Consider the following 24,289-nt stretch of genomic DNA (forward strand, 5'->3'; position numbering starts at 1 on the left):
TGGTAAGCGATTCACCCTGCTGCGGTCAGCAGCAGGGGGCCTGCGCCACCAGTGCAGGCCTGCATCGCCCTGCGCAAACTGCACGTTTATGAAATCGGGCTGACAGCCTGCGACTCAGTCCGGGTACAGGTCGGTGACGGCCCCCAGGCTGCTGCTGCTCACCAGCCGGGCGTACTTGCCGAGCACCCCGGTGCGGTAGCGGGGGGCGGGCTTCGTCCAGCCGCTGCGGCGGTGGGCCAGCTCCTCGTCGGCCACGTTGAGCTGGATCAGCCGTTGCTTCGCATCCACCGTGATGCTGTCGCCCTCCTGGACCAGGGCGATGGTGCCGCCCACGGCGGCTTCCGGAGCCACGTGGCCCACCACCATGCCGTAGGTGCCGCCGGAGAAGCGGCCGTCGGTGATCAGGGCCACCGAATCCCCCAGCCCCTCACCGATGATCGCGGCGGTGGGGGCGAGCATCTCGCGCATGCCGGGGCCGCCCACCGGTCCTTCGTAGCGGATCACCACCACATCACCGGCGCTGATGCGCTTGGCGAGGATGGCGGCCAGGGCGTCCTCCTCACTCTCGAAGACCCGCGCCGGGCCGGTCATCACCGGGTTCTTCACCCCGCTGATCTTGGCCACGCTGCCCTCCTCGGCCAGGTTGCCCCGCAGGATCGCCAGGTGGCCCTGGGCGTAGAGGGGGTTGGACAGGGGCCGGATCACGTCCTGATCGGCAGGAGGCTCGGAAGGAACCTCGGCGAGCACCTCCGCCAGGGTGCGCCCCTCGATCGTGCGGCAGTCGCCGTTCAGGAGGCCGCCGTCGAGCAGCAGCTTCATCACCTGGGGGATGCCGCCCGCCCGGTGCAGGTCCACGGTCACGTAGCGGCCGCTGGGCTTGAGGTCGCAGATCACGGGCACCTTCTGGCGGATCGTCTCGAAGTCGTCGATCGTCAGCGGCACGCCGGCGGTGCGGGCGATCGCCAGCAGGTGCAGCACCGAGTTGGTGGAGCCGCCCACCGCCATGATCACGGCGATGGCGTTCTCGAACGCCTCCCTGGTGAGCAGGTCCCGGGGGCGGATGCCGGCCTCGATCGCCTGCACCAGCACCTCGGCCGAACGGGCAGCGCTCTCGGCCTTCTCCGGGTCCTCCGCCGCCATCGTGGAGCTGTAGGGCAGGCTCAGCCCGAAGGCCTCGAAGGCCGAACTCATCGTGTTGGCGGTGAACATGCCGCCGCAGCTGCCGGCCCCGGGGCAGGCGTTCTTCTCGATCGCCAGCAGCTCCGCCTCGTCGATCCGGCCGCCGGAAAGCTGGCCCACCGCCTCGAAGGCACTCACCACGGTGAGGTCACAGGGACCGAGTTTGCCCGGCTTGATTGTGCCGCCGTAGACGAAGATCGCCGGGATGTTCATGCGGGCCATGGCCAGCATGGCGCCGGGCATGTTCTTGTCGCAGCCGCCGATGGCCAGCAGACCATCCATGCTCTGGGCGTTGCAGGCGGTTTCGATCGAGTCGGCGATCACTTCGCGGGACACGAGCGAGTACTTCATCCCTTCGGTCCCCATCGAGATGCCGTCGCTGACGGTGATGGTGCCGAACATCTGGGGCATCGCTCCGGCGACGCGGGCGGCCTGCTCGGCCCGTCGGGCCAGATCGTTGAGGCCGATGTTGCAGGGCGTGATCGTGCTGTAGCCGTTGGCGATGCCGATGATCGGCTTGCCGAAATCCCCGTCGCCGAAACCGACGGCCCGCAGCATGGCCCGGTTGGGGGAGCGTTGGAGGCCCTTGGTGATGGCGTCGGAGCGCAGCATGGCCGGGGAGGAACGGGTCTGCAGCAACTTACCGAGGGGCCTGCGCCCTCAGGCCTGGGGCTGCAGTTGCTCGAGCTGGCGGCGCACCTCGTCGATCGCCTGGTTGAGTTTCTGGACGCGGTCGTGCAGCTGGTCGCTGCTCACCGGCGGCTCCTCGAAGGCTTCGCTGAGGCGGGAGACACGCAGCATGCGCAGCTGGCGCTGGGCGAGCCGGTGACGATCGGCCCGGCGCAGCAGCCAGACCGCCAGCCCGGCGGCCCCCATCACCGCCCCGGCGGCCCCGGCCAGCAGAACCAGACTGCCGCTGGCGGACGATTGCTGCCTGGAATCAGCCATGAACCTGCAAAGGAAGGGGGATCTGGACCTGAGGGGCCCAGCCTAGGCAGGGGCGGCGGCGATTCCATACAGCCGCTCGCTCACCTCGCCGAAACCGGGAACGACGCGGTGGCGGCTGTCCACCTCGGGGTCGATGCCGGCGCAGTAGATGGTGAGCTGGCTGTGGTGTTCGCCGACGACCTTCAGCCCGGGGCTCGCGGCCAGGGTGGTGATCACCCGCAGCCGCTGACCCTCCACCCCCAGGCCCGCCAGACGGTCGAGCAGGGCCAGCAGGATCGAGCCGCTGGCGAGGACAGGCAGGAACACCAGCACGCCGCTGCGGGGATCGATGGTGGCCGGCAGGTCATCGAGGAACCAGTGGGGCTTGTGCTCCGGCCCGCAGGGCTCGATGCCCACATGGGCCAGCTGGGCCGACGGCAGCACGGACTGGGCCCCCTGCCACAGCCCCAGGCCCCCCCGCAGCACCGGGATCACCAGCAGCGGCACATCCGGATCGACCACCTGGCCGTCGCAGTGGCCCAGGGGCGTGGTGACCGACACCGGGCGATGGGGCAGCCAGTCGCGCAGGGCCTCATAGGTGAGCCAGCGGCCCAGTTCCGCCATGGCGGTGGCGAACAGGGGCGAGGGGGTGGCCCCGTCGCGCAGCAGGGTGAGCCAGTGGCCGATCAGGGGATGGGGGGGGACCACCACCCGCAGGGACATGCTCATGGCGCGCTGCGTCTGCCTAGCTTGATCCGGCAGCGTACCGGTGTGGCATGGTCCCCAGCTCCCCTATCTTCCCCGTGATCGTCCGGAGGCCCAGGGCCCCGCTGGCCGGCCGGCTGGGGTCCGTCCTGGGGGGGGTGCTGGGGACGGTGCTGGGTCTGCTGCTCGTCTGGACCGTGCTGCCCGTGGCGCCGGCCCAGGCGATCACCGCCCCCGAGCTGCGCGCCCAGCGCTCCTTCCAGGACCTCGACCCCGACCTGCGGGGCCGCAACCTGCAGCAGCAGGAGTTTCTCAAGGCCTCGATGGAGGGCTTCGATCTACGGGACGCCGACCTGCGCGGGGCCGTCTTCAACTCCACCGACCTGCGCCAGGCCGACCTGCGCGGCGCCGACCTGGAGGACGTGGTGGCCTTCGCCACCCGCTTCGACGGGGCGGACCTGCGCGGTGCCCAGTTCCGCAACGCCATGCTGATGCAGAGCCGCTTCCGGGAGGCCCGCATCGACGGGGCCGACTTCAGCGACGCGGTGCTCGACCTGCCGGAGCAGAAGGCCCTCTGCGCCCGTGCCACCGGCAGCCACCCCCTCACCGGCGTCGACACGCGGGAGAGCCTCGGCTGCCGCTGACCCCCACCGGCGGCGCCTCCCCTAGGTTTCGATTCCCCCTGCCCGCTCCCCGATGACCGCCACCAGCACCCGACGGCTGCCGGTCACGGTGGTGACCGGATTTCTGGGGGCCGGCAAGACCACCCTGCTGCGCCACCTGCTCCTGGAGAGCGGACTGCGGCTGGCCGTCCTGGTCAACGAGTTCGGTGAGGTGGGCATTGACGGTGATCTGATCGCCTCCTGCGGCTTCTGCCCCGAGGAGGAGCTGGACGACCGGCTGGTGGAGCTGGCCAACGGCTGCCTCTGCTGCACCGTCCAGGATGAGTTCCTGCCCACGATGCAGCGGCTGCTGGAGCGGGCCGACCGGCTCGACGGCATCGTCGTGGAAACCAGCGGCCTGGCCCTGCCCGAGCCCCTGGTGGCCGCCTTCGGCTGGCCGGAGATCCGCAGCCGCACCCGGGTACACGGGGTGGTCACGGTGGTGGATGGCGAGGCGATGGCCGCCGGCCACGTGGTGGGGGACGCCGACGCGGTGGAGGCCCAGCGCCGGGCCGACCCCAGCCTCGACCACATCAGCGCCATCGAGGACCTGTTCGCCGACCAGCTCGGTGCCGCCGACCTGGTGCTGGTGAGCCGGGCAGACCGGCTGGAGCCGGAGGCCCTGGCCCGGGTGACCGAGGCGCTGCGCGCCGATCTGCGCCCCGGCACCGTGGTGCTGCCCATGGCCCGGGGCCGCCTCGATCCCTCCCTGGTGCTGGATGGTCCGGGCCGCGATCACGACCACGACGACCACGATCACGACCACCACGACCATGCCCACGTGGCGATGGAGTCGATCGTCGTGCGACGGGCCGGCCAATGGGGGCGGGCCGCCCTGGAGGCCCAGCTGCAGCAACTGCTGATCGACCATCCCGTCGTGCGGCTCAAGGGGCGGCTGCGCCAGGACGGCAAGCGCTTGCCGCTGCAGATCCAGGGGGTCGGTCGACGCCTCGACTGCTGGTACGAGGAGCGGGAGGGGATGGCCCCAGGCGCCGCCCCCGCCGAGGGTGATGGCCCCGACGGCCTGGAGCTGGTGCTGCTGGCCACCGCCGGCGCCGCCGGCCCCCTGCGCGACGCCCTCGATCGCCTCTGAGGCCCAAGACGCGGTACCCAGGGGCGGCCCCTGGCCCGAGCCCCGCGTCAGTCGAGGGGGATGTCGCCCCGGGCGCAGATCCCATCCCAGCAGAGATCGGTGTTCTCCACCCAGCGGCTGTTCACCGGCTGCCAGCTGCCGGAGGGTTTGAGCATCGTCACCCGGCCCCGTCCGTCGTGGCGGAACTCGATCCTCTGGCCCCCCACCAACAGGAACCAGTGGAGGCCGAGCTCCTCGACCTGCATCTGGCACTCCTGCCAGGGACCATCGGCGACGCGGCACTGCAGCGACACCAGCCCCGGCAGGGAGTGGGCCTGCAGGGCCGTGCAGGCCAGGGCCAGGCCCGTCAGCCAGGCCAGCAATCCGGGCCCCAGCGGATCCAGCAGCAACCGTCGCAGGGAGGGCACCACGGCCAGCGGTGCGGAGCATCAACTCCAGGCTGGTGCTGCGCCGGGGGGGTGGTGGGGCGTGCTGCCAAGATTTAACAAACGTCCGTGCCCCCGGTGCCGCTCTTCAACGCCCGCGTTCAGGTTTCCCTGCGCCCTTCCGTGCTGGACCCCGCCGGGGAGGCCACCCGGGCCGCCGCCGCCCGGCTCGGGGTGGAGGGCGTGAAGCGCCTGCGGATCGGCAAGGCGATCGAGCTGGATCTGGAGGCGCCGGACCGGGCCACCGCCCAGGCCCGGCTCGAACTGCTCAGCGACCGCCTGCTCGCCAATCCGGTGATCGAGGACTGGTCGCTGGATCTGGCCGAAGCGGGTTGAGGGGCGGACCGATGACCGTCGGCATCGTTGTGTTTCCCGGCTCCAACTGCGACCGGGACGTGGCCTGGGCCCTGGAGGGCTGCCTGGGCATCCCCGTGCGCTTCCTCTGGCATGAGGAGCGCGACCTGTCCGGCCTCGAGGCCGTCGTGCTGCCGGGGGGCTTCAGCTACGGCGACTACCTGCGCTGCGGCGCCATCGCCCGCTTCGCCCCCGTGCTGGAGGAGGTGCGCAGCTTCGCCGAGCGCGGCGGGCCCGTGCTCGGCATCTGCAACGGCTTCCAGGTGCTCACGGAGATGGGCCTGCTGCCCGGAGCCCTCACCCGCAACCGGGATCTGCACTTCCTCTGCCAGAGCAGCCCCCTGGAGGTGCAGCCCGGGGCCTGCCGCTGGCTCGGCGCCTACGGCGCCGGCGAGCGGATCAGCCTGCCGATCGCCCACGGGGAAGGGCGCTACCAGGTGGAGCCGGAGCAGCTGGAGCGCCTCGAGGATCAGGGCTGTGTGGTGCTGCGCTACGTCGCCAATCCGAATGGATCGCGGGGCGACGTGGCCGGCCTGAGCAACCCCGCCGGCAATGTGCTCGGCCTGATGCCCCATCCGGAGCGGGCCTGTGATCCGGTCACCGGCGGCCTCGACGGCCGGCGCCTGCTGCAATCGCTGCTGGGCTGAGGTCTCAGTCCAGGGCCGCGAAGAAGTCGCGACTGCCGCGGGGATCGGGGGCCAGGGTGCGGGCCCCGGGGGTCCAGTCGGCCGGACAGACCTGGCCGGGCTGGGTCCGCACGTGCTGGAACGCCTGCAGCACCCGCAGGGTTTCGTCCACACTGCGGCCGACGGCCACGTCGTTGACGGTGCTGTGGCGGATCACCCCATCGGGGTCGATCAGGAACAGTCCCCGCAAGGCCGTGCCGGCCTGCTCGTCGAGCACGTGATAGGCCCGGGCGATCTCCTTGTTGAGATCCGACACCAGGGGGTAGGCCACAACCCCGAGCCCCCCGCTCTTGCGTTCGGTCTGCACCCAGGCCAGATGGCTGTAGGGGCTGTCGACGGAGACGGCCAGGATGGCGGCGCCGAGGCGGGCGAATTCAGCGTGGCGATCACTGAAGGCCGTGATCTCCGTGGGACAGACGAAGGTGAAATTGAGGGGATAGAAGAACAGCACCACATCCCTGCCGCGATAGTCGCGCAGCGACAGCTCTCTGAACTCCTGATCCACCACGGCGGTGGCGCGAAAGTCGGGGGCTTCGAGGCCCACGAGCCTGCCGCTGCTGGTCATGGTGGGCACCGTCTCGGGAGGGGAATGACCCCCATGCTGGCCTGAAGGAGCCTGGCCCTACGATGCTTGTCAACGTAGCAATGCCTCGGCCATGGGTTGGGATCCGACCGTCCTGCGCAAATACAACACCACCGGCCACTTCCGGCTCATCAATCAGTTGCGCTCCGAACTCAAGGGCAACCCCCTGATCCGCCCCAAGGATGGGGAAACCGTGGGCGCCGCCAACCGCAGCAAGAGCCTCACCCGCGCCCTGCAGAACCGTTCCCAGTCGGGGGGGTACGGCCGCAGTCGCCGGTCGCTTCAGAGCTCCCAGCCCGTCGTCGTCACCGCCGCGCCTGCCCTGCCCGTGATCGCTCCGCTGCCGGCCTGGGTCGAGAGTGTGGAAAGCCAGGAGGCGGCCAATGCCCGCAGCTTCCGTGAACGGCTCAACGCCATCGAGATGCGCTGAATCAGCGGCTTCGACGCCGCATCAGCGATACCTCAACGTTGCATCAACGGTGGATTCGCCTCTGCCGTTGATTTTGATGCTGGGTGGAATGGCTCCATCCAGGCAACCTGGAATCAGAAAACAATGACCCAGGACAATGGCTCGGGGGAGACTTGAACTCCCGACCTTGGGGTTATGAATCCCACGCTCTAACCAGCTGAGCTACCGAGCCAATCCACCTGACTTTAGACGATGGCCTGCTCGGCCCCCGACCGGGTCAGGCCCGGGGGGGAAGCATCTGCAGGGGGTTGACCGCACCGCGGCCAGGGGGGTGGATCTCGAAGTGCAGGTGGGGACCGGTGCTGCGGCCGGTGCTGCCCATCTGGCTGATCACCTGACCCTGGGTCACCATCTCGCCCCTGGCCACCAGCAGGCGGCTGTTGTGGGCGTAGAGGCTGCGGCTGCCGTCGGGATGGGCGATCTCCACCAGGAAGCCGTAGCCGCCGTCATGCCAGCCGGCGAAGACGACCTGGCCCTCCCTGGCGGCCATGATCGGGGTGCCGACGTTGTTGGCCACATCGATGCCCTTGTGCATCCGGCCCCAGCGCCAGCCGAAACCGGAGGTGAACACCCCGCGGGTGGGCCAGATCCAGCTGGTGGAGGGGGCCGTGGTGGCACCGTCGAAGGGCGGCTGGGGGTCGCCGAACTCGGGGAGCTCGGGCCAGCTGATGCCGCCGCTGACGGAGGGCTTCAGGCCCAGCAGCATGCGGGAACGGCCCGGCGCCGACTGGGCCAGTCGAATCTGGCTGCCCACCACCAGGCGGGCGGTTTCCAGGCCGGGATTGAGGCGCACCAGTTCGGCCACGCTCAGGCCGTAGCGCTGGGCCAGCTTCAGCACCGTGTCGCCGAAGCGGACGACGCCATCGTTCTCGACCGGGGGAGGGGTGGAGACAGGGGGGCTCTGGCGCTGGGCAGAGGCATCGAGGGAGGCGATGCGGCCGAGGCGCTCCTTGCCCCGGGACGGCACCACCAGCCAGTCGCCGTTGCCGAAGCGGTGATCTTCATCGACGTCATTGAGGCGGGCCAGGCGGCTCTCATCGAGGTCGAGGGCGGTGGAGAGCTCCTCGATGGACACCGGACGGCGCACCTTGACCCAGACCCGGTCGGTGGCGGAAGGCAGGGAGGCCAGCAGGGTCTCGGTGGACACCGTGCTGGGGGAATCGTCAGCGAGAACGGCCACGAGCGGCACGACGGCCGGTGTGGAGAGCAGAAAGGGAAGAATCAAGCGGAAAGGCTTCATGCATTTCACATCCAGCGGACAAAACCCAGCAGAGAAGCCAACATCTGCGGGTCCGGCAGAGAGTAGCGCTATGAACCACAGGCGGCAAGGTTCCTCAGGCACAACTCGGTCGGGACATCGGGACCGTCCCCCTTGGGTCTCAGGAGTCGCTGGCTGCGGCCGGCCCGATCTGGCGCAGGGCCTCGAACAGCACGATGCCAACGGACACCGAGAGATTCAGGCTGCGGACGCCCCCCTGGCCGTCCCGGGCCCGGCAGGCCATCGGGATGGTGAGCCGCGCCTCGGCCGACGCCTGCAGGGCGTTCGGTAATCCGTCCGTCTCCCGTCCGAACAGCAGCCAGTCGTCGGGATGGAAGCGGAAATCGGTGTAGGACGCCTCCGCCTGGCTGCTGAGGGCCACCAGACGGCCCCCCCGCCGCCGTCGCTCCGCCTGGAAGCGCTCCAGGTCGCCGTGGCGGTGCAGCGACACCCAGGGCCAGTAATCCAGGCCGGCCCGGCGCAGATGGCGATCGCTGATCGTGAAACCGAGGGGTTCGATCAGATGCAGTTCGCAGCCGGTGGCGGCGCAGGTGCGGGCCACGTTGCCCGTGTTCGGCGGGATCTGGGGCTGGTAGAGAACGACGCGGGGCATCCGGGGCTGTCCTCAGGCGCCGGGGGGCACGGGCTGGCTCAGGGCCAGCAGGTCGAGGGCACGTCCCTGCAGGACCAGCCAGGCCGCCTCGCTGCGGGCCTGGAGGGTCTGTTGCATCGTCCCGAGCCGGTCGCGGAATCGGGATCCGGCCGCCGTGGCCGGCACCACGCCCCAGCCCGTCTCCTCGCAGACCAGCACCAGCGGCGCCGGGCAGGCGCCGATGGCCCTCAGCAGCTCGTCGCAGCGGAGCCCCCAGTCCGGCGCCTCCAGCTCCAGGTGGGCGGCCACCCAGGTTCCGAGTGAATCCACCAACCCCAGCTGCCCTTCCTGCAGACGTTCCAGCTCGGCGGCCAGATCACCGCCCACCTCGCGGCAGCCCCATTCAGGGGGACGGCGAAGGCGGTGGCGCCGCAGCCGCTCCTGCCAGGCGTCGTCGTCGGGCAGGGAGGGCCCGGTGGCCAGGTAGATCACCGCCAGGCCGCTGGTGCCGGCCAGATGCTCGGCCCAGCGGCTCTTGCCGCCCCGCGAAGGTCCGCTGACCAGCGTGAGGCGCGGATGGCGCTGGACCCCGGACGGGGGCTCAGCCGCCACCTCAGCCGCCACCGTTCATGTTGCGCAGGGTGGCCACCGAGGACGGCGAGACGCGGTTCAGGTAACGGAAGATCCAGTACTTGAAGATCGTGGCCAGTACCACCGGGAAGGTGGCGATGAAGAGCATCACGAAATTCTCCTGGGCCGGCAATCCCAGATGGTGGGCGACACCATCGAGCAGCACTGTCCAGCCCTCCGGACTGTGGAATCCCACGAAGATGTCCGTGAACAGGATGATGGCGAAGGCCTTGGCGCTGTCGCTCAGGCCATACACCATTTCGTCGATGAAGCCCCGCAGCACCTGGATGTCGCGCCGTCCGGCGATGGCCACCGCCACGAAGCCGATGAAACCGCAGACATCGGCCAGGACGTTCTTGATGGCATGGGTGCTCTCCTGGTCGGCCTCCTCCTTGAGCTCCTGGGCCCGCTTGGCCAGCTCCGTCTGGAGCTCCTCGCGGCTGGGCAGGGCCTTGCCCGCCAGCAGGGCGTCGAATTCGATCTCCGCCTGGTACACCCGCAGCTTCTCGACGGCACGCTCCTCCAGGTGGGGTTTCGGGTAGGCCAGGAAGGCGTTGTCGGGGGCGAAGCGATCCACCAGGGGCGACACCACGTAGGTGCGGCTCACCTGCTGCACCAGCACCGGCACCAGCACCAGCAGCAGCAGGATCCGCAGCGACACCAGGGTGGAATCGCGACGACGGCGGAAGCCCGCCACCACACTGGCCTCCGCCTCCGGGTCGAGTTGGCGGCGCACCTGGTCGACCACGCTCACCAGGCTGCGGGGCAGCATCTCCGGGGTGCGGCTCAGGGCCGGCAGCTCCTCCCGGGCCACGGCATAGCGGGCGGTGACCGTGTCGATCAGCTGGTACTGGCGCAGTTCCTGGCCGGAGAGCTCCTGCCGGTAGGGGGCCAGCACGTCCCTGGACTGGCGGCAGACCTGCAGGGCCGCCCGGAAACGGCGCAGCACCTGGGCCTGCATGGCCCGGGGGATGCTGAGCTCCAGTTCGGGACGCACCGGCCGGTCGTTGTAGTGCTCCATCTCGATGCTCTGGATGAGCAGGGCGGCCTCATAGCCGCGCTCGAGGTCCGAGCTCAGGTCGAGGGAGCGGGCCCGCCCGAAGGTACCCATCCAGTTCGTCAGTCCCATGGGGAGGCGGGTAGCGGGGGGATCAGCGGGAGAAGACCCACCAGGTGAGCATCGGCACGACGGTGCCCACCACCAGCAGGACGATCACCCAGGTGAAGGCGTTGCTGCTGGAGGTCTCCTCCCGGGTGGGGATGTTGCTGACGACGGCGGCCGTTTCCTCGACGACGGGTTCGCCGGAATCTTCCCCGCCCTGGAGAACGGTGGCAAGGCGTTGCAGGGCGTCGACGGCCGACTGGCGGTAGCGGTCGCCGCTGCGCAGGGGCTGGGCCATGGTGGTGGCCGCGGTGCTCTTCAGCAGCTCGCTGGGGAGCTGGCGGTCGAGGGGGGGCTGGGCCGCAATCGCCGTGGCCCGGGTCTGGGTGTCGATCAGCAGCAGCAGCAACGGATCGGGACTGCTGCCGGCCGGGGGATCGGCCGTCCAGCGCTCCAGCAGCTGGCCGGCCAGGCTGTTGAGGTCAAGGCCGTAGTCGAGCCGGGTGAGGGTGATCAGGCGGGCATCGACCCGTTCGGCGCTGAAGGCCTGCAGCTGGCGCTCGATCTCGGCCTTGCCCGCCCGGCTGAGCACGTCGGCGCCGTCGAGCACGTGCTCGGCCGGTGGACGGGCGGGCAGATCCGCCGCCGACAGGGCCCGGACGGCCGCGACCGGAGCCGCCAGCACCAGGCCGATGGCCAGCACCAGGGAGAGCAGGGAGCGGAGCAGCCCGGAGCGGCGGGTGGGGCCGGGGTGGGCTGCCGCCACCGAAGGCGTCACTGAAGCCAAGGCCATCGTGCAAGACGCCACCAGTCTGCCGTTGCGGCTCCGTTCCGGCATCCTGAAGGCAGCTTCGGAGCGGGACGCCACGATGACGATGTCCGCCCCCGCCCGTGTCGTTCTGGCCTGCGGCGCCACGGGCCTGGCCCTGGCCGTGCTCAACCAGATGACGGCCCCGAGCCTGGAGCCGCCCCTGGAGCGGGCCTCGGTGCTGGCCAGCATCCTGGCGGTGCTGCTGCTGCTCGTGGCCCTGCTCTGGCAGCGGGTGGAGCCCGTGGCGCCGGAGCGGGTGGCGCTGGAGGGCCGTGAGGGACTGCGGCTGTCGCCGGATCTGGAGGCTGCTCTGGCCGAGGAGCTGGGCTGGGGCAGCACCATGCTCCTGACGGCGACGCCGGCGGCGGTGGTGCTGCTCCACTGGCGCGGGCACACCCTGCTGGAGCGGGGCGTGCTGGGCAGCGGCGACTTCCTGCCCGGGGCCATCTGCGCCCGCAGCATGGCCAGCGGCAAGGCCATTTCCCTGGTGGACCTGAAGCTCTACCCGGGCCGTGACGAGTTCAGCAGCCTGCCCGCGGGCCTGCCGGCGGTGGTGGTCCAGCCCCTCGGCACCGAGGGGGTGCTGGTGCTGGGCGGTTGGTCGCCCCGCTGCTTCAGCCGCAGTGATCTGGTGTGGGTCGAGGGCTGGGCCCGCAGGCTCACAGGCGAATTGGCTCGGGTTTCGGGCGCGGCGCCACCGGCCGCGGAGGTGTCGTCGACGGCGGCACCTGGAACTGGCTGAACACCCGGCCTCCAGGGTTGGTGACCACCACGGCCCCCTTGTTGCCCAGCTGCCCCCGCAGCACGCTGCCGCGGGTGAGCTGGCGGCTGGCGGGCCGCTGCAGCAGCACCGAACCATCGGCGGTGACCGCCTGGGTCTCCCAGTTCCAGGAGCAGCTGGTGGCCTCGAGGCTGGCACCGTCCTGCTGGAGGAAGCAGCCCGATGGGATCCGCACCAGATGCTGGCCGGCGTCCACCTGCAGGGCCTTGCCCCGGGCGCTGGCGCCGCCGGCCACCGCCGGGTCGCTGAACAGCACCGGCGGTCCGAGGTTGAACAGCTGGGTCTTGGTGTTGCCGACCAGGGAGGTGGCGGTGAGGGTCTGGAGCGGGCTGGTGGAGGCTGAGCCCGGCGGCCGCCGTTCACCCAGCACCGGCCCGCGGGCGGTGAGGGCGCCGCTGCCGGGTTGCCAGAGCACCGAGGTCACGGTCAGCACGATCTGGGGGGTGCCGACGGGGTTGGCACGGAAGGGATCGAAGGCCTGGGCCCAGCGCCGCAGCCGGGGCTTGCCCTGCAGCTCCAGGGTGTCCTTGTCGAGCCGGAAGGTGGCCCGCTCGGCGGAGAGCCGGGTGTGGGGGTCGAACCCCTCCGGATGGCGGTCGATCTCCATCAGGTTGCGGGAGGGAAGCCAGCGCACCCGGGTGCCCTGGATCATCACCGGCTCCTTCCCGAGGCGCTGCAGCCGGATCCGCCCCTCCAGCAGGATCACGGCCCCGTCGTTGATCACGGTGCCGGTGGAAGCCTCCACCCGGTAGGCCGGCTTGCCGTCGCTGTAGATCACGCCGCGGGGCTGCAGGGCCCGGGCCACCCGGCGACGCAGGTCATAGCGGGCCTCGGGGCTGGTGAGTTCCCAGTTCGGGCGCCCGAACACATCCTGCTGGCGCAGATCCAGGGAACGGAACACGAAGGGGGTGGGTGCCGTCTCGCGGGCGACGTCGCTGCGGCCGCAGCCGGCAAGCAGCAGCACCAGCAGGGCCGACAGGCGCCAGGGTCGCGCGGGGAGGGAAAGCGTCAAAGGGGGGAATCCAGTTCCAGTCGGTGCATCACCGGCGTCGGTTCGGGCAGGGCCAGACCACTGGCCAGCTTCCCCCAGTGTCGGGCCGCCGTCCAGCCGCTGTCGGCCACCAGCGGCGGCTGGGCCAGCTGGTCGAGCATGCGCCCGGAGAGATCCGGCAGCAGCGGGGCCAGCAGCACGGCCACCCAGCGGCTCGTCTCCAGCACGGCATAAAGGTCTTCGGCCACACCGTCGCGGCCCTCCTCGGCCTTGATGGCCTTCCAGGGGGCGCGATCGTTCAGGAAGCCGTTGGCCGCCTCGGCCAGCTCCAGAATTGCGGCGGCCGCCGTGCGGAAATCCAGTGCTTCAAGGGCCCCTTCGACGGTCTGGGCGCAGGCCAGGCAGCGCACGGCCAGGGGATGGTCTGGGGCGGCGGCGGCTCCCGCCGGCGGCACGGCCTCGTCGAACCAGCGGCGCGCCATCGAGGAGGTGCGGTTGAGCAGGTTGCCGATCGTGTTGGCCAGGTCGTTGTTGACCAGATCGCTGAAGCGCTGCTGCTGGAAATCGCCGTCATCGCCGAAGGGGATGTCCCGCAGCAGGTACCAGCGCACCGCATCGGTGCCGCAGCGCTCGAGCAGGACGTCGGGATCCAGCACGTTGCCCAGAGATTTGCCCATCTTCTGGCCCTCCCGGGTGAGGAAGCCGTGGCCGAAGACCTTCTCCGGCAGGGGCAGCCCGGCCGAGAGGAGCATGGCCGGCCAGTAGACGGCGTGAAAACGCAGGATGTCCTTGCCGATCACGTGCAGCTGGGCGGGCCAGCCGCGCTCGGCCAACAGGCTCAGGTCGGCGGGATCGTCCGGCTCCAGCAGGGCCGAAAGGTAGCCCACCAGCGCGTCGAACCACACATAGAAGGTGTGGCCCTCGTAGCCGGGAACGGGGATGCCCCAGGGCAGGTCGAGGCGGGAGATGGAGAAGTCCCGCAGGCCACCGGCGACGAAGTTCTCCACCTCCCGGCGCCGGGAGCGGGGCGCGATGAAGCCATCGCTGGCCACCAGCTGTTCGATCTGCTCCTGGTAACGGGAGAGGCGGAAGAAGAGGTTGAGCTCGTCGCGCCACTCCAGGGGGCGCAGGTGGATCGGGCAGTGGGGCTCGGTGGCTGCCGGCGATTCCTCCTTGAACTCCTCGCAGGCCACGCAGTACCAGCCCTGCTGGCGCCCTTCGACCACATCGCCGCTGGCCTCGACCCGGGCGAAGAACTGCTCCACGATCGCCCGGTGGCGCGGGTCGGTGGTGCGGATGAAGCGGTCGTTGCTGATGCCCCAGCGGCGCCACAGGTCGCGGTACTCGCCGCTGATGGCGTCGCAGTGGGCCTGGGGGGTGAGGCCGGCGGCCTCCGCTGAGCGCTGGATCTTCAGACCGTGCTCGTCGCAGCCGGTGATGAAGGTGACCCGCTCGCCCTGCAGCCGCCGGAAGCGGGCCATGCTGTCGCAGGCAAGGGTGGTGTAGGTGCTGCCCAGGTGGGCGCGGTCGTTGACGTAATAGAGGGGGGTGGTGAGGGTATAGGTCATCGGCAGGCGTCGTCGGCCGGGTCCGCCGGCGGCAGGAAGGGTCCCCGTGACGCCCGTGGGCCCAGCCCGGGGCCCGGATCCTAGCCGTGGCCCCGGGATGGGATGCTGGCCCCCTGACCCCGGCCCTTTCTCCCCGATGCGCACGGGCTTCGATCGCAGGGCTGAGGTGCTCGTGTGGGGCGGTGGCAGCGGTGGTGTGGCCGCCGCGCTGCAGGCCGCCCGCTCCGGCGCCGACACCCTGCTGCTCACCCCCGGGCCCTGGCTCGGCGGCATGGTGAGCGCCGCTGGGGTGTGCGCCCCGGACGGCAACGAGCTGAGCCCCTGGCAGAGCGGCCTCTGGGGGGCCCTGCTGCGGGCCCTGCAGTGGATCGAGCCGGAGGGGCTGGATCAGAACTGGGTGAGCTGCTTCGGCTACCGCCCCGCCAGCGCCGAGCGGATCCTGCGCCGCTGGGTGGCGGCCGAGGAACGGCTGGACTGGTGGTCCGGCGTGCGGCTGGAGGCGGTGGAGCGCGACGGCGACCGCATCAGCGCCGTGACCGTGCAGCACAGGGGCGTCCTGCGGCGCCTCGTGCCCACGGTGGTGATCGATGGCAGCGACCGGGGCGAGCTCTATCCCCTGGCCGGCGCCCCCTTCCGCTTCGGCTGGGAGGGCAAGGAGCTCTGGCAGGAACCCAGCGCCCCCACGGCCGAGCGCCTCGGGAACGACCCCTTCTTCCAGCGTCAGCCGGTGCAGTCGCCCACCTGGGTGTGCCTGGGCCAGCTGGACGAGCGCGGGGGAACGGCGGCCCCCGATAGGGAGGCCTGGCAGCACTCCCCCCCCACCCTCGACGCCCCATTCGCCGGGGCCACCGAGTCCTTCGGCCTGGAGCGCACCCTCACCTACGGGCGCCTGCCAGGCGGGCTGGTGATGCTGAACTGGCCCCTGCATGGCAACGACTGGCACCACGGCCTGGAGCGGGCTTTTCCGGAATGCGTCGTCGGAGGTGCCGCCGCCGATGTCGCTGCGGTCGAAGGGGAGCTGCTCGCAGCGATGCGCGACCACAGCGAGGCCTTCGCCGCCGCCCTGCGCCAGGCCAGCGGCGGCTGGCTGGGGCCGGCGGCGGTGTTTCCCACAGCCGAGGAGGCCAGCGCCGGCCGGCTCAGCGGCGCCGGATCCCTGGCCCTGATGCCCTACTGGCGTGAGGGCCGCCGGCTGGTGGCCCGGGAGCTGGTGCTGGAGCAACACCTGCTGCCCCAGGGGGAGGGTGCCTGCATCGCCCCCCTCAGCCGCGCCGCCGAAGGAACCTTGACCAGCATCGCCGTGGGCAACTACGCCAACGACCACCACTACCCCGGCGGCGACTGGCCCCTGGCCCCCAAGAGCTGCCGCTGGGGCGGCCGCTGGAGCGGCACCCCCTTCACCATCCCGTACGGCGCCCTGGTGAGTGAGGGGGTGACCAACCTGCTGGCGGCCGACAAGGGCTTCGGCGTCAGCCACATGGCCAACGGCGCCACCCGGCTCCAGCCGCTGGTGCTCAACATCGGCCAGGCCGCCGGTCTGGCGGCGGCCCTGTGCGTGCAAGAGGGGCTGGATCCGGCGGCCCTGCCGGTGCGGCGGCTGCAGGAGGCCCTGATCAGCGATCCGGTGGCCCCGGCTGGTGTGGTGCCGCTCTGGGACACCCCCTGGCACCACCCCCGCTGGCGCGATCGGCAGATGGAGGCGCTGGAGTCGCCGGAGCGACTGGATCGGCACGGGCAGCTGGAGGCAGCGGAACTGGCGGCCCCGGCGGGCTGGGCGCCACCGCCGGAGCCGGGCGAGCGCCTCTGGCGCGGCGAGCTGGTGCCCGATGGCCAGGGCGGCTACGTGCTCCACGGCGAGTCCGGGGCCTGGCCCCTGATCACCCTGGAACCGTCCCTGCACCACTGGCTGCTGGGCCTCGATCGCCCCACCCCTGCAGCCCTGATCGGCTGCGCCAACCCCTGGGGCCCCTGGCTGCGGGTGTCGCGCGCCGTGCCGTGAAGGCACTGTTCAGCGCGACGGCCATCGCCCTCACCTTCGCGGCCTTCCTCCCGTACATCCGCTCCATTCGGGACGGCCGCACCCGCCCCCATGTGTTCTCCTGGCTGATCTGGGGGGTCACCACCCTGCTGGTGTTCCTGGCCACGTGGGCCGCCGGCGGCGGGGTCGGGGCCTGGCCCACCGGCGTGTCGGCCCTGATCACCTTCTCCATCGCCTGGCTGGCCTTCACCCATGGCGCCGATCGGGCGATCACCACAAGCGATTGGCTGTTTCTGGCCGGCGCCGCCTCGGCCCTGCCCTTCTGGTTCCTCACCGCCGACCCGCTCGGGGCCGTGGTGGTCCTCACCCTGGTGGACCTGCTGGGCTTCGGCCCCACCCTGCGGCGGGCCTGGAGCCACCCCGAACAGGAACGGATCGGCTTCTTCAGCCTGTTCGTGCTGCGCAACCTGCTGGTGCTGCTCTCCCTTGAGCGGCTGACGCTGACCACGACCCTGTTCCCGGCGGCGGTGGGCCTGGCCTGCGTGGGGGTGGTGGTGTTGCTGCTGTGGCGGCGGCGCCGCCTGCAGCGCATGGGCCAGCCGGCCTGAGGTCGGCCAGGATGGGTTGGATCAGCGCCCTTGCCCCATGGTTTCCGCCAACCCAGGATCCGCTCTCCGGCCCCTGCCCGTGCTGCTCTCGGTGGCGGGCTCGGCGCTGCTGCTGGCCGCCCTGCCAGCCCGGGCCCAGGGTCTCAACAACATGCGCGACCAGCTGATCATCCACTACTGCACCCTGGCGGTGAATGCTGATTTCACCAAGGCGGGCAAGCCGGTACCGGAGGGCCTGGCCAAGGACACCTGCACCTGCGTGGCCCAGCAGGTGAACGACCGGGCGACGATTGCCCAGGCCGAAACCATCTGCAAACAGCAGGCGATGGGCAAGTACAACCTCAGCCCCTGAGGCCTCCAGGGTCAGCCCGCGGCCGTGAAGCGCAGCAGGTCCCGCAGGGAATCCACCTGCTGCAGCCGCACCAGCAGGGCGTCGCCGGGACTGGGATCGCCATGGCACTCGGCGGCCAGGTCCATGGCCAGATCGGGCAGGTGCACCAGGCCAAGCCGGTCCTGGGGCCGCAGCCAGCGCAGGAACAGCCCCGGCCACTGGTGCTGCTCCTGGGCCTCGAACCACACCTGCTGCCAGTGGCGCTGGTCCTCCCGGGCGATCTGCAGGCCCTGGCGGATCGCCCCCTCCAGCTCCGCCAGCAGCGCCGCCAGCTCCGCCTCCTCCAGCACCGGCTGCCCCTGCTGATGGGCCAGCAGCTGGCGTTGCACCAGCAGGTCGTTGTACCGGCGGATCGGTGAGGTGGCCTGCACGTAGCAGGGCAGGCCCAGGGAGAAGTGGGGGGCGGGCGTGGTGCCGAGATGGCCCCGGCTGAGGCAGCGCTTGATGGCCGCGTGGCGCACCGGACCGGCCGGCAGGCTCGCCAGCTCCGCCTCAGGGGGCAGCTCCGCCGCCAGCTGGCTGCGGTAGGGCAGGGCCAGGCCTTGCCCCTGGCCGTGTTGGGCGATCACGGCACCGGCCAGGATCATGGCCTCGGCCACCAGCGTCCGCGATGGCGACGGCTCGGTGATCTCCAGCTGGGGTCCCTGGTCGTCACAGCGGATCCGGCCCTCGGGCTGGTCCAGATCGAGGGCCCCCCGGGCCAGTCGCCAGCGCCGCCGCCGCTCCATCAGGGCGTGGATCTCTTCGAGATCGCGCTCCTGGGGCGGGGCCAGCTCGATCAGCTCATCGGCATCGGCATAACTCAGGCGGTAGGCGGGCCGCACCCAGCTGGACTCCAGCCCATGGGCGGCCACGGCGCCGTCCTCCGCCAGCTCCACCCACAGGCTCAGGGCCGCACTGCGCTGGCCCATGCGCAGGCTCATCGGGCCGGTGCTGAGCACCTCGGGGAACATCGGCAGCGGCCCCCGGGCCAGGTAAAGGCTGCTGGCCCGTCGCCGGGCTTCGGTGTCGAGGGGGCTGTCCGGTGCCACCAGCCGGCCCGGGTCAGCGATGTGGATCCACAGCCGCGGTGTGCCATCGGGCCCCTGCTCCAGGGAGAGGCCGTCGTCGATGTCGCGGGTGTCCGCATCGTCGATCGTGACGGTGTGCAGGCGGGTGAGGTCGCGGCGGCGCTCGTCACCGGGAAGCTCCGTGGCGGCCAGCTCCACCAGCCGCCGGGCCTCCGCCTCGAGCTCCGCGGAGAAGCCCGCTTGCCAGGTGGTGTTCTCCAGCGAGGGCAGATGGTGCCGCTCCCACTGGCCCAGATCCACCAGCAGGTGCCGGATCGGGGAGGCTTCCATCGCGCAGTGGGCCGCCTGCAGGGCCCGGTGCAGGTCGTCGGGCAGGGGTCGGCTGGTCTCCCCGCTGGCCCATTCCCGCAGCAGGGACAGGTGCTGGCGCTGTTCGGGATCGAGCTGCTGGGGATCGATCGGGCGGCGCTGGCGCAGGGCGTCCTGCCACTGGCGGCGGCGCTGCTCGGCCAGTTGCTGGCGTCGGGCCTCCCGCCGCAGCCGGCGCACATCCACCAGGGGCCGGGCCTCCACCTGCTGCTGGCGCCAGCGGAACAGGGTCTGGGGGCCCTGCAGCCACAGCCAGCAGGCGGCCCGCTGGATGGGATTGCCGCCGTCGCCGATCAGGTCAACGAAGTCCCCCAGCGCGAGGGACGACGGGTCGTCCAGAAGCAGCAACCAGGCCGCCCCCAGCTCCCTGGGGCTGGGGGCGGCCTGCTGCAACGCCTCCGGACTCAGACCCCAGGGGGGCTGGGACAGGCGGGAGGGTGGGGATTGATCGCCAGGAAGAGCGGCCAGCAGATCGAGCTGCCGGACCCCCCGCTGGACGGCCTTGGCCTCAAATCCCACCTTGAGATCGAGGCGCGTACCTTTCTCGGCCACGACGACCGCCAGCAGACTGCGGCTGTCGTCGTGGAGGCCGACCAGGTCACCCGCCGTGAAGCGACGCGAGGCGGAGGGCAACTCAGCCTTCGGGATTCACGAAGGGCAGCAGGGCCACGATCCGGGCCCGCTTGACGGCATTGGTGAGGTCGCGCTGCTGCTTGGCCGTCAGGCCGGTGAGGCGGCGGGGCAGGATCTTGCCGCGCTCGGTGATGAACTTCTTGAGCAGATCGACGTCCTTGTAATCGATCGGATCACCGGGCTTGATCGGCGACAGGCGCTTTTTGAAGAAGGAACTGGACATGGGAACGGAGTGATGGAACGAAAGGAGGAAACTGCCGCTGCAGGGGCCGCGGGACGATCAGGCGATGGGATTCCGCAGGGAATCCAGCCTCACTTGATCTCCTTGTGGACGGTGGAGGCGTTGCAGTGGGGGCAGAACTTCTTCAGTTCGATCCGTTCGGTGGTGTTGCGGCGGTTCTTCTGGGTCGTGTAACGGGACACGCCAGGGGACCGCTTGGCGGGGTTGGACCGGCATTCGGTGCACTCGAGGGTGATCACCAGCCGGACGCCCTTGTTCTTGGCCATGGAAGGACGTTGCGCCGCGGATGCGTTGCAGAGAGACGATCCTGCACCTTACCTCCCGATGGGGAGGGCCCTGATCGCTTCCTAATGTGGGCGGCTGCTGTGCAACCCTCCGATGCTGGTTTCGCTCCAATGGCTCCGGGAGCTGGTCAGCGTGGAACCGGCCGCTCTCGAGCCTGGGCACCTGGCGGAGCGCCTCTCGATCGCCGGTTTCGAGGTGGAGGCCATCGAGGATCTGGCGGCCCGGGCGGCCGGGGTGGTGGTGGGTCATGTGGTGCAGCGGGATCCCCATCCCAACGCCGACAAGCTCAGTGTCTGTCGGGTGGATGTGGGGGCTGGCGAGCCCCTGCAGATCGTCTGCGGCGCCGCGAATGTGCGCCAGGGCCTGCACGTGCCCGTGGCCCTGGTGGGCAGCACCCTGCCGGCGGTGGGGTTGACGATCAAGCCGGCCGAACTGCGGGGGGTGGCCAGCAGCGGCATGATCTGCTCGCTGCGGGAACTGGGCCTCGACGACGGCAGCGACGGCATTGCCGAACTCGACCAGTTGCTGGCCAGCGTGCCCCCCCTGGGGACGCCCGTGGGTCCGTTGCTGGGCCTGGATGATCAGGTGCTGGAACTGGCGATCACCGCCAACCGCCCCGATGGCCTCTCGATGCGGGGCATCGCCCGCGAGGTGGCGGCCCTCAGCGGCGGCAGCACCACCTTCCCCGCTCCGGCGCCCGTGGTGGCCGCCCAGCCCCTGGCTGCCGCGGCGGCCGACCGCGAGGCCATCGAGGCGGGTGGCCTGTTCAGCCTCACCGCCCTCAGCGGCCTGAAGGTGGGTCCCTCCCCGGACTGGCTGCGCCAGCGCCTGGAGAGGGCCGGTGTGCGCCCCATCAACAACGTGGTCGATATCACCAACCTGGTGATGCTGGAGACGGGCCAGCCCCTGCATGCCTTCGACCGGGATCGCCTGGGGGCGCTCACGGACGGCACCCCCGAGCCGGCCAGCATCGGCCTGCGCCAGGGCCGCCCCGGGGAAGCCTTCGTCGCCCTCGACGGCCAGGAGCGCACCTTGAGCGACGAGGCCCTGGTGGTCACCTGCGGCGACCACCCCATCGCCCTGGCCGGGGTGATGGGGGGCCTCGCCGAGGCCGTCACCGAAGCCACCACCGCCATCTGGCTGGAGGCGGCCGTCTTCGCCCCCCAGGCCGTGCGCCGCTCCGCCCGCAGCGTCGGGCTGCGCACCGAGGCCTGCAGCCGCTTCGAGAAGGGGGTGCCGCGGGAGATCACCGTGGCAGCCGCCGATCGGGCCGTGGCCCTGCTGCAGGAGCTGGCCGGAGCCAGCGTGGAGGGCCGCTGGCTGCACCAACGGACCCCGTCTCCCCAGCCGCCCCTGCCCCTGCGCCGCGACGCCCTCCACAACCTGCTGGGTCCGGTGCTGGTGGAGGGCGAGGCCCAGGACCTGGACGACGACCGCATCACCGCCACCCTTGAGGCCCTCGGCTGCGTGCTTGAGGAGGACGAGGAGGGCTGGCAGGTGCGGGTGCCGCCCGAGCGGGCCATGGATCTCAAGCGTGAGGTGGACCTGATCGAGGAGGTGGCCCGGCTGGTGGGCTACGACCACTTCGCCGCCCATCTGCCCGATCCCCTGATCCCCGGCGGCCTGGAGCCGGCCCAGCAGCTGGAGCGACGCCTGCGCCGCAGCCTCTGCGCCGCTGGCCTGCAGGAGATCGTCTCCCTGTCGCTGGTGGCGGCGGCCCCGGGCCGGGTGCCCCTGGCCAATCCGCTCCTGGCCGACTACGGCCACCTGCGCGACAACCTGCACCAGGAGCTGCTCCAGGCCGCCCGCCGCAACCTGCAGGCCTCCCTGGGGGGCTTCTGGGGCTTCGAGATCGGCCGGGTGTTCCCGGGTGGTGGGGCCAGCGGTGAGGAGCGCCATGGGGAACGCACCCTGCTGGTGGGGGTGATCGCCGGGGAGCGGCGCGGCGAACGCTGGCGCAGCTCCGGCAAGCCCGCCCCCCCGGACTACTTCCAGGCCCGCGGCGTGCTCCAGGCCGGTCTGGAGCCCCTGCGCCTGCCCCTGGAGGACCGCCCCCTGGTCGACGCCCCCCTGCTGCACCCCGGCCGTGCCGCCCAGCTGCTGGTGGAAGGCAAGCCCGCCGGCTGGTTTGGCCAGCTCCACCCGGCCGAGGCCGACGCCCTCGACCTGCCGGCCGCCAGCTATGTGTTCCAGCTGGACCTGGAGCCCCTGCTCAGCGCCGGCACCCGCCGCAACCGCTGGCAGCCCAGCTTCCGCGCCTACCCCACCGTGCCCGCCTCGGAGCGCGATCTGGCCCTGGTCGTTCCCGCCGACACCACGGCCGCCGACCTGCTGGCGGCGATCCGCAAGGCGGGCAAGCCGCTGCTGGAGCAGGCCGAGCTGATCGACCGCTACGAGGGCGCCCAGGTGGAGGCCGGCCGCTGCAGCCAGGCCTTCCGCCTGCGCTACCGCGACAGCGCCCGCACCCTCACCGACGAGGAGGTGGAGGCGGCCCATGGGCGGGTGCGCGAGGCCCTCGAGCGCCGCTTCGGCGCCGAGCAGCGCCGCTAGAGCCGCTCCAGGGCCGCCAGAGCCTCCACGTGGCTGGTGTTGGGGAAGAAGTCCACGGGCTGCACCCAGTTCAGCCGGTAGACCCCTGAGCCGCACAGCTGGGCCAGGTCGCGGGCCAGGGCCGCCGGATCGCAGCTCACGTAGGCGATGCGCTCCGGTTGCGCCGCCAGGATCGCGGCGGTGGCGATCGGGCTCAGCCCCTTGCGGGGCGGATCCAGCACCAGGGCCTGCTGGCCCTGGAGCCGCTCCTCCAGCACCTGGGGCACGTCGGTCTGCTCGAAGCTCGCCCGATCCCCCAGGCCGTTGGCGGAGGCATTCAGCCGGGCCATGGCCACCGAGCCCGGGTGCAGCTCCAGGCCGCTGACCTGCCAGCCGGCGGCGGCCAGGGGCAGGCTGTAGGTGCCGATGCCGCAGTAGGCATCCAGCAGGGAGCCGCCGGCGGCAGCAGGGCCGAGGGCCTCGATCAGATGGGGCACCAGCCGTTCGGCCTGGCGGGTGTTGACCTGGAAGAAGGTGTCAGCGGCGATGCGGAAGCGCAGGCCGGCGAAGCTCTCGTGGAGCCACTCACGGCCGCGGATCACCCGGGTCTCGTCGCCCATCAGGCGATTGGTGGGCAGGGGCTGGAGGTTGAGGCAGACACCCACCAGTTCGGGCCAGCGTTCGCACCAGGCCTCGGCCAGGGCCTCGAGGCCGGGCAGGTCGTCATGGCTGCTGATCAGGGTGATGAGCAGCTCCCCGGTGGCCGCCCCCACCCGCAGGCCCAGGTGGCGCAGACCGGGACCCTCCACGGCCTCGGGGTCGTTGCCGTGGCGATCGATCGGCCAGTCGCTGGCTTCGATGTCGGCCTTGAGGGGGGCGACCAGGGCGTCGATGCGCGGGTCGAGCACCGGGCAGCGGGCCATGTTGACGATCTGGTGCGAGCCCCGGCGGTAGTAGCCGGCACGCAGGCGGCCATCGGCCCGGCGCTCCAGCGGAATCAGGGCGCGGTTGCGGTAGCCGAGGGTCGGATCGGCCACCAGCAGCGGCCGCACAGGGGCGCTCAGGCCGCCGATGCGCTGCAGGGTCTGCTCCAGGCTGCGCTGCTTCCAGGCGGCCTGAGCCCCGTCCGCCAGGGGCTGGAGGCTGCAGCCACCGCAGTTGTCAGCGAGGATGCAGGGAGGCCGGCGGCGGTCGGGCGAGGGGGTCAGCACCCGCAGCAGCTGACCCACCAGATGGCGCCGCGCCACCGCCTGCAGGCGCACCTGCACGGTGTCCCCGGGCAGGGCGCCGCTGACGAACACCACCAGCCCGTCGTGGCGCCCCACCCCCTGCCCGTCATGGCCCAGGTCGGTGATCTCCAGCTCGAGCCTGTCGCCCACCGAGGCCATCTGGATTCCGCAGCACTGCAGCGACCCTATCGGGGGTCGTG

General features: G+C 71.3%; 26 protein-coding genes and 1 tRNA gene. 10 read left to right on the plus strand and 17 right to left on the minus strand.

Going from position 1 to position 24,289, the window contains the following annotated elements:
• Positions 1-114 precede the first annotated feature (114 nt).
• From ilvD to upp, 3 genes are read right to left on the minus strand one after another with little or no spacing between them, the layout of a single operon-like run.
• The gene (gene ilvD, locus KUG38_RS10295; protein WP_216921096.1) at positions 115-1,791 is read right to left on the minus strand and encodes a dihydroxy-acid dehydratase; all 1,677 of its coding nucleotides are present in this window, start codon (positions 1,789-1,791) and stop codon (positions 115-117) included.
• Positions 1,792-1,839: 48 nt separating this feature from the next.
• Positions 1,840-2,127, minus strand: coding sequence for a hypothetical protein (locus KUG38_RS10300; protein ID WP_094584542.1), 288 nt, complete (start codon positions 2,125-2,127; stop codon positions 1,840-1,842).
• A gap of 42 nt (positions 2,128-2,169) precedes the next feature.
• Positions 2,170-2,835: a uracil phosphoribosyltransferase gene (gene upp / locus KUG38_RS10305; RefSeq protein WP_216921098.1), complete on the minus strand. Its 666-nt coding sequence runs from the start codon at positions 2,833-2,835 to the stop codon at positions 2,170-2,172.
• A gap of 47 nt (positions 2,836-2,882) precedes the next feature.
• Here upp and KUG38_RS10310 point away from each other — a divergent pair, with 47 nt between their 5' ends.
• A complete protein-coding gene (locus KUG38_RS10310) occupies positions 2,883-3,455 on the plus strand; it encodes a pentapeptide repeat-containing protein (protein ID WP_286195874.1) in 573 nt (190 codons plus the stop codon).
• 52 nt (positions 3,456-3,507) lie between these two features.
• Positions 3,508-4,566: a cobalamin biosynthesis protein CobW gene (cobW, locus tag KUG38_RS10315; RefSeq protein WP_216921100.1), complete on the plus strand. Its 1,059-nt coding sequence runs from the start codon at positions 3,508-3,510 to the stop codon at positions 4,564-4,566.
• Positions 4,567-4,613: 47 nt separating this feature from the next.
• Here the strand turns inward: cobW and KUG38_RS10320 are convergent, their stop codons facing one another.
• A complete protein-coding gene (locus KUG38_RS10320) occupies positions 4,614-4,976 on the minus strand; it encodes a hypothetical protein (RefSeq protein WP_353617776.1) in 363 nt (120 codons plus the stop codon).
• A gap of 93 nt (positions 4,977-5,069) precedes the next feature.
• Here KUG38_RS10320 and purS point away from each other — a divergent pair, with 93 nt between their 5' ends.
• Together purS and purQ are read left to right on the plus strand one after the other, a co-directional pair.
• On the plus strand, positions 5,070-5,327 hold the full coding sequence (purS, locus tag KUG38_RS10325) for a phosphoribosylformylglycinamidine synthase subunit PurS (protein ID WP_094584545.1): 258 nt from the start codon (positions 5,070-5,072) through the stop codon (positions 5,325-5,327).
• A gap of 11 nt (positions 5,328-5,338) precedes the next feature.
• The gene (gene purQ, locus KUG38_RS10330) at positions 5,339-5,992 is read left to right on the plus strand and encodes a phosphoribosylformylglycinamidine synthase subunit PurQ (RefSeq protein WP_216921102.1); all 654 of its coding nucleotides are present in this window, start codon (positions 5,339-5,341) and stop codon (positions 5,990-5,992) included.
• Between the two features lie 4 nt (positions 5,993-5,996).
• Here the strand turns inward: purQ and KUG38_RS10335 are convergent, their stop codons facing one another.
• Positions 5,997-6,596 (minus strand): peroxiredoxin, encoded by a 600-nt coding sequence (locus KUG38_RS10335; protein WP_216921746.1) that lies wholly within the window; start codon positions 6,594-6,596, stop codon positions 5,997-5,999.
• A gap of 91 nt (positions 6,597-6,687) precedes the next feature.
• On the opposite strand from KUG38_RS10335, the gene KUG38_RS10340 reads away from it, so the two are divergent.
• On the plus strand, positions 6,688-7,044 hold the full coding sequence (locus tag KUG38_RS10340) for a hypothetical protein (RefSeq protein WP_216921104.1): 357 nt from the start codon (positions 6,688-6,690) through the stop codon (positions 7,042-7,044).
• Between the two features lie 137 nt (positions 7,045-7,181).
• Here the strand turns inward: KUG38_RS10340 and KUG38_RS10345 are convergent.
• The 6 genes from KUG38_RS10345 to psb32 form a co-directional block, all read right to left on the minus strand.
• Positions 7,182-7,255, minus strand: a tRNA-Met gene (locus tag KUG38_RS10345).
• A gap of 45 nt (positions 7,256-7,300) precedes the next feature.
• Complete coding sequence (locus KUG38_RS10350) at positions 7,301-8,308, minus strand: LysM peptidoglycan-binding domain-containing M23 family metallopeptidase (protein WP_286195875.1); 1,008 nt, start codon at positions 8,306-8,308, stop codon at positions 7,301-7,303.
• A gap of 154 nt (positions 8,309-8,462) precedes the next feature.
• Complete coding sequence (locus KUG38_RS10355; protein ID WP_216921108.1) at positions 8,463-8,954, minus strand: tRNA (cytidine(34)-2'-O)-methyltransferase; 492 nt, start codon at positions 8,952-8,954, stop codon at positions 8,463-8,465.
• A gap of 12 nt (positions 8,955-8,966) precedes the next feature.
• Positions 8,967-9,545: a bifunctional adenosylcobinamide kinase/adenosylcobinamide-phosphate guanylyltransferase gene (locus KUG38_RS10360; protein WP_216921110.1), complete on the minus strand. Its 579-nt coding sequence runs from the start codon at positions 9,543-9,545 to the stop codon at positions 8,967-8,969.
• Position 9,546: 1 nt separating this feature from the next.
• A complete protein-coding gene (pxcA, locus tag KUG38_RS10365; RefSeq protein ID WP_216921112.1) occupies positions 9,547-10,692 on the minus strand; it encodes a proton extrusion protein PcxA in 1,146 nt (381 codons plus the stop codon).
• A 22-nt stretch (positions 10,693-10,714) separates the two neighbouring features.
• The gene (gene psb32, locus KUG38_RS10370; protein WP_216921114.1) at positions 10,715-11,503 is read right to left on the minus strand and encodes a photosystem II repair protein Psb32; all 789 of its coding nucleotides are present in this window, start codon (positions 11,501-11,503) and stop codon (positions 10,715-10,717) included.
• Between the two features lie 37 nt (positions 11,504-11,540).
• Here psb32 and KUG38_RS10375 point away from each other — a divergent pair, with 37 nt between their 5' ends.
• Complete coding sequence (locus tag KUG38_RS10375) at positions 11,541-12,218, plus strand: cofactor assembly of complex C subunit B (RefSeq protein WP_216921115.1); 678 nt, start codon at positions 11,541-11,543, stop codon at positions 12,216-12,218.
• Here KUG38_RS10375 and lptC read toward each other — a convergent pair.
• Both lptC and metG read right to left on the minus strand, forming a co-directional pair.
• Positions 12,136-13,269, minus strand: coding sequence for an LPS export ABC transporter periplasmic protein LptC (gene lptC / locus KUG38_RS10380; protein WP_216921116.1), 1,134 nt, complete (start codon positions 13,267-13,269; stop codon positions 12,136-12,138). The two genes, KUG38_RS10375 and lptC, sit on opposite strands and share 83 nt — an antisense overlap.
• Positions 13,266-14,816, minus strand: a complete 1,551-nt coding sequence (gene metG / locus KUG38_RS10385; protein WP_216921117.1) for a methionine--tRNA ligase — start codon at positions 14,814-14,816, stop codon at positions 13,266-13,268. Before metG ends, lptC begins: the two co-directional genes overlap by 4 nt.
• Before the next feature lie 136 nt (positions 14,817-14,952).
• On the opposite strand from metG, the gene KUG38_RS10390 reads away from it, so the two are divergent.
• The 3 genes from KUG38_RS10390 to KUG38_RS10400 are packed head-to-tail and all read left to right on the plus strand — an operon-like array spanning position 14,953 to position 17,754.
• Positions 14,953-16,815, plus strand: coding sequence for an FAD-dependent oxidoreductase (locus KUG38_RS10390; RefSeq protein ID WP_216921118.1), 1,863 nt, complete (start codon positions 14,953-14,955; stop codon positions 16,813-16,815).
• Entirely contained in the window at positions 16,812-17,402 is a 591-nt protein-coding gene (locus tag KUG38_RS10395) for a hypothetical protein (protein WP_216921119.1), read from the plus strand. The genes KUG38_RS10390 and KUG38_RS10395 overlap by 4 nt, the downstream gene beginning before the upstream one ends.
• A 37-nt stretch (positions 17,403-17,439) precedes the next feature.
• Positions 17,440-17,754, plus strand: coding sequence for a hypothetical protein (locus KUG38_RS10400; protein WP_216921121.1), 315 nt, complete (start codon positions 17,440-17,442; stop codon positions 17,752-17,754).
• 11 nt (positions 17,755-17,765) lie between these two features.
• On the opposite strand, the gene KUG38_RS10405 is transcribed toward KUG38_RS10400, so the two are convergent.
• The 3 genes from KUG38_RS10405 to rpmG all read right to left on the minus strand — a co-directional run bounded on the left by KUG38_RS10405 (position 17,766) and on the right by rpmG (position 20,312).
• Positions 17,766-19,805, minus strand: coding sequence for a ribonuclease catalytic domain-containing protein (locus tag KUG38_RS10405; RefSeq protein WP_216921123.1), 2,040 nt, complete (start codon positions 19,803-19,805; stop codon positions 17,766-17,768).
• 1 nt (position 19,806) lies between these two features.
• On the minus strand, positions 19,807-20,028 hold the full coding sequence (gene rpsR / locus KUG38_RS10410) for a 30S ribosomal protein S18 (RefSeq protein ID WP_006041316.1): 222 nt from the start codon (positions 20,026-20,028) through the stop codon (positions 19,807-19,809).
• Positions 20,029-20,117: 89 nt separating this feature from the next.
• Entirely contained in the window at positions 20,118-20,312 is a 195-nt protein-coding gene (rpmG, locus tag KUG38_RS10415) for a 50S ribosomal protein L33 (RefSeq protein WP_015108195.1), read from the minus strand.
• Positions 20,313-20,424: 112 nt separating this feature from the next.
• Between rpmG and pheT the strand changes: the two genes are divergently transcribed.
• Entirely contained in the window at positions 20,425-22,881 is a 2,457-nt protein-coding gene (pheT, locus tag KUG38_RS10420; RefSeq protein ID WP_216921125.1) for a phenylalanine--tRNA ligase subunit beta, read from the plus strand.
• Here the strand turns inward: pheT and rlmD are convergent.
• Complete coding sequence (gene rlmD / locus KUG38_RS10425; protein WP_216921128.1) at positions 22,878-24,248, minus strand: 23S rRNA (uracil(1939)-C(5))-methyltransferase RlmD; 1,371 nt, start codon at positions 24,246-24,248, stop codon at positions 22,878-22,880. The genes pheT and rlmD overlap by 4 nt on opposite strands.
• Positions 24,249-24,289 lie beyond the last annotated feature (41 nt).

Origin of the sequence: Synechococcus sp. CCAP 1479/9 (assembly GCF_019038535.1) — a bacterium.
In the GTDB taxonomy this organism is placed as follows: Bacteria; Cyanobacteriota; Cyanobacteriia; order PCC-6307; family Cyanobiaceae; genus Cyanobium.

Coding starts and splice junctions, on each gene's coding strand:
- ilvD (WP_216921096.1), bottom strand. CDS start 1,791: ATGCTGCGCTCCGACGCCATCACCAAGGGCCTCCAACGCTCCCCCAAC.
- KUG38_RS10300 (WP_094584542.1), bottom strand. CDS start 2,127: ATGGCTGATTCCAGGCAGCAATCGTCCGCCAGCGGCAGTCTGGTTCTG.
- upp (WP_216921098.1), bottom strand. CDS start 2,835: ATGAGCATGTCCCTGCGGGTGGTGGTCCCCCCCCATCCCCTGATCGGC.
- KUG38_RS10310 (WP_286195874.1), top strand. CDS start 2,883: ATGGTCCCCAGCTCCCCTATCTTCCCCGTGATCGTCCGGAGGCCCAGG.
- cobW (WP_216921100.1), top strand. CDS start 3,508: ATGACCGCCACCAGCACCCGACGGCTGCCGGTCACGGTGGTGACCGGA.
- purQ (WP_216921102.1), top strand. CDS start 5,339: ATGACCGTCGGCATCGTTGTGTTTCCCGGCTCCAACTGCGACCGGGAC.
- KUG38_RS10335 (WP_216921746.1), bottom strand. CDS start 6,596: ATGACCAGCAGCGGCAGGCTCGTGGGCCTCGAAGCCCCCGACTTTCGC.
- KUG38_RS10340 (WP_216921104.1), top strand. CDS start 6,688: ATGGGTTGGGATCCGACCGTCCTGCGCAAATACAACACCACCGGCCAC.
- KUG38_RS10355 (WP_216921108.1), bottom strand. CDS start 8,954: ATGCCCCGCGTCGTTCTCTACCAGCCCCAGATCCCGCCGAACACGGGC.
- pxcA (WP_216921112.1), bottom strand. CDS start 10,692: ATGGGACTGACGAACTGGATGGGTACCTTCGGGCGGGCCCGCTCCCTC.
- psb32 (WP_216921114.1), bottom strand. CDS start 11,503: ATGCCGGAACGGAGCCGCAACGGCAGACTGGTGGCGTCTTGCACGATG.
- KUG38_RS10375 (WP_216921115.1), top strand. CDS start 11,541: ATGTCCGCCCCCGCCCGTGTCGTTCTGGCCTGCGGCGCCACGGGCCTG.
- metG (WP_216921117.1), bottom strand. CDS start 14,816: ATGACCTATACCCTCACCACCCCCCTCTATTACGTCAACGACCGCGCC.
- KUG38_RS10390 (WP_216921118.1), top strand. CDS start 14,953: ATGCGCACGGGCTTCGATCGCAGGGCTGAGGTGCTCGTGTGGGGCGGT.
- KUG38_RS10400 (WP_216921121.1), top strand. CDS start 17,440: ATGGTTTCCGCCAACCCAGGATCCGCTCTCCGGCCCCTGCCCGTGCTG.
- rpsR (WP_006041316.1), bottom strand. CDS start 20,028: ATGTCCAGTTCCTTCTTCAAAAAGCGCCTGTCGCCGATCAAGCCCGGT.
- rpmG (WP_015108195.1), bottom strand. CDS start 20,312: ATGGCCAAGAACAAGGGCGTCCGGCTGGTGATCACCCTCGAGTGCACC.
- pheT (WP_216921125.1), top strand. CDS start 20,425: ATGCTGGTTTCGCTCCAATGGCTCCGGGAGCTGGTCAGCGTGGAACCG.
- rlmD (WP_216921128.1), bottom strand. CDS start 24,248: ATGGCCTCGGTGGGCGACAGGCTCGAGCTGGAGATCACCGACCTGGGC.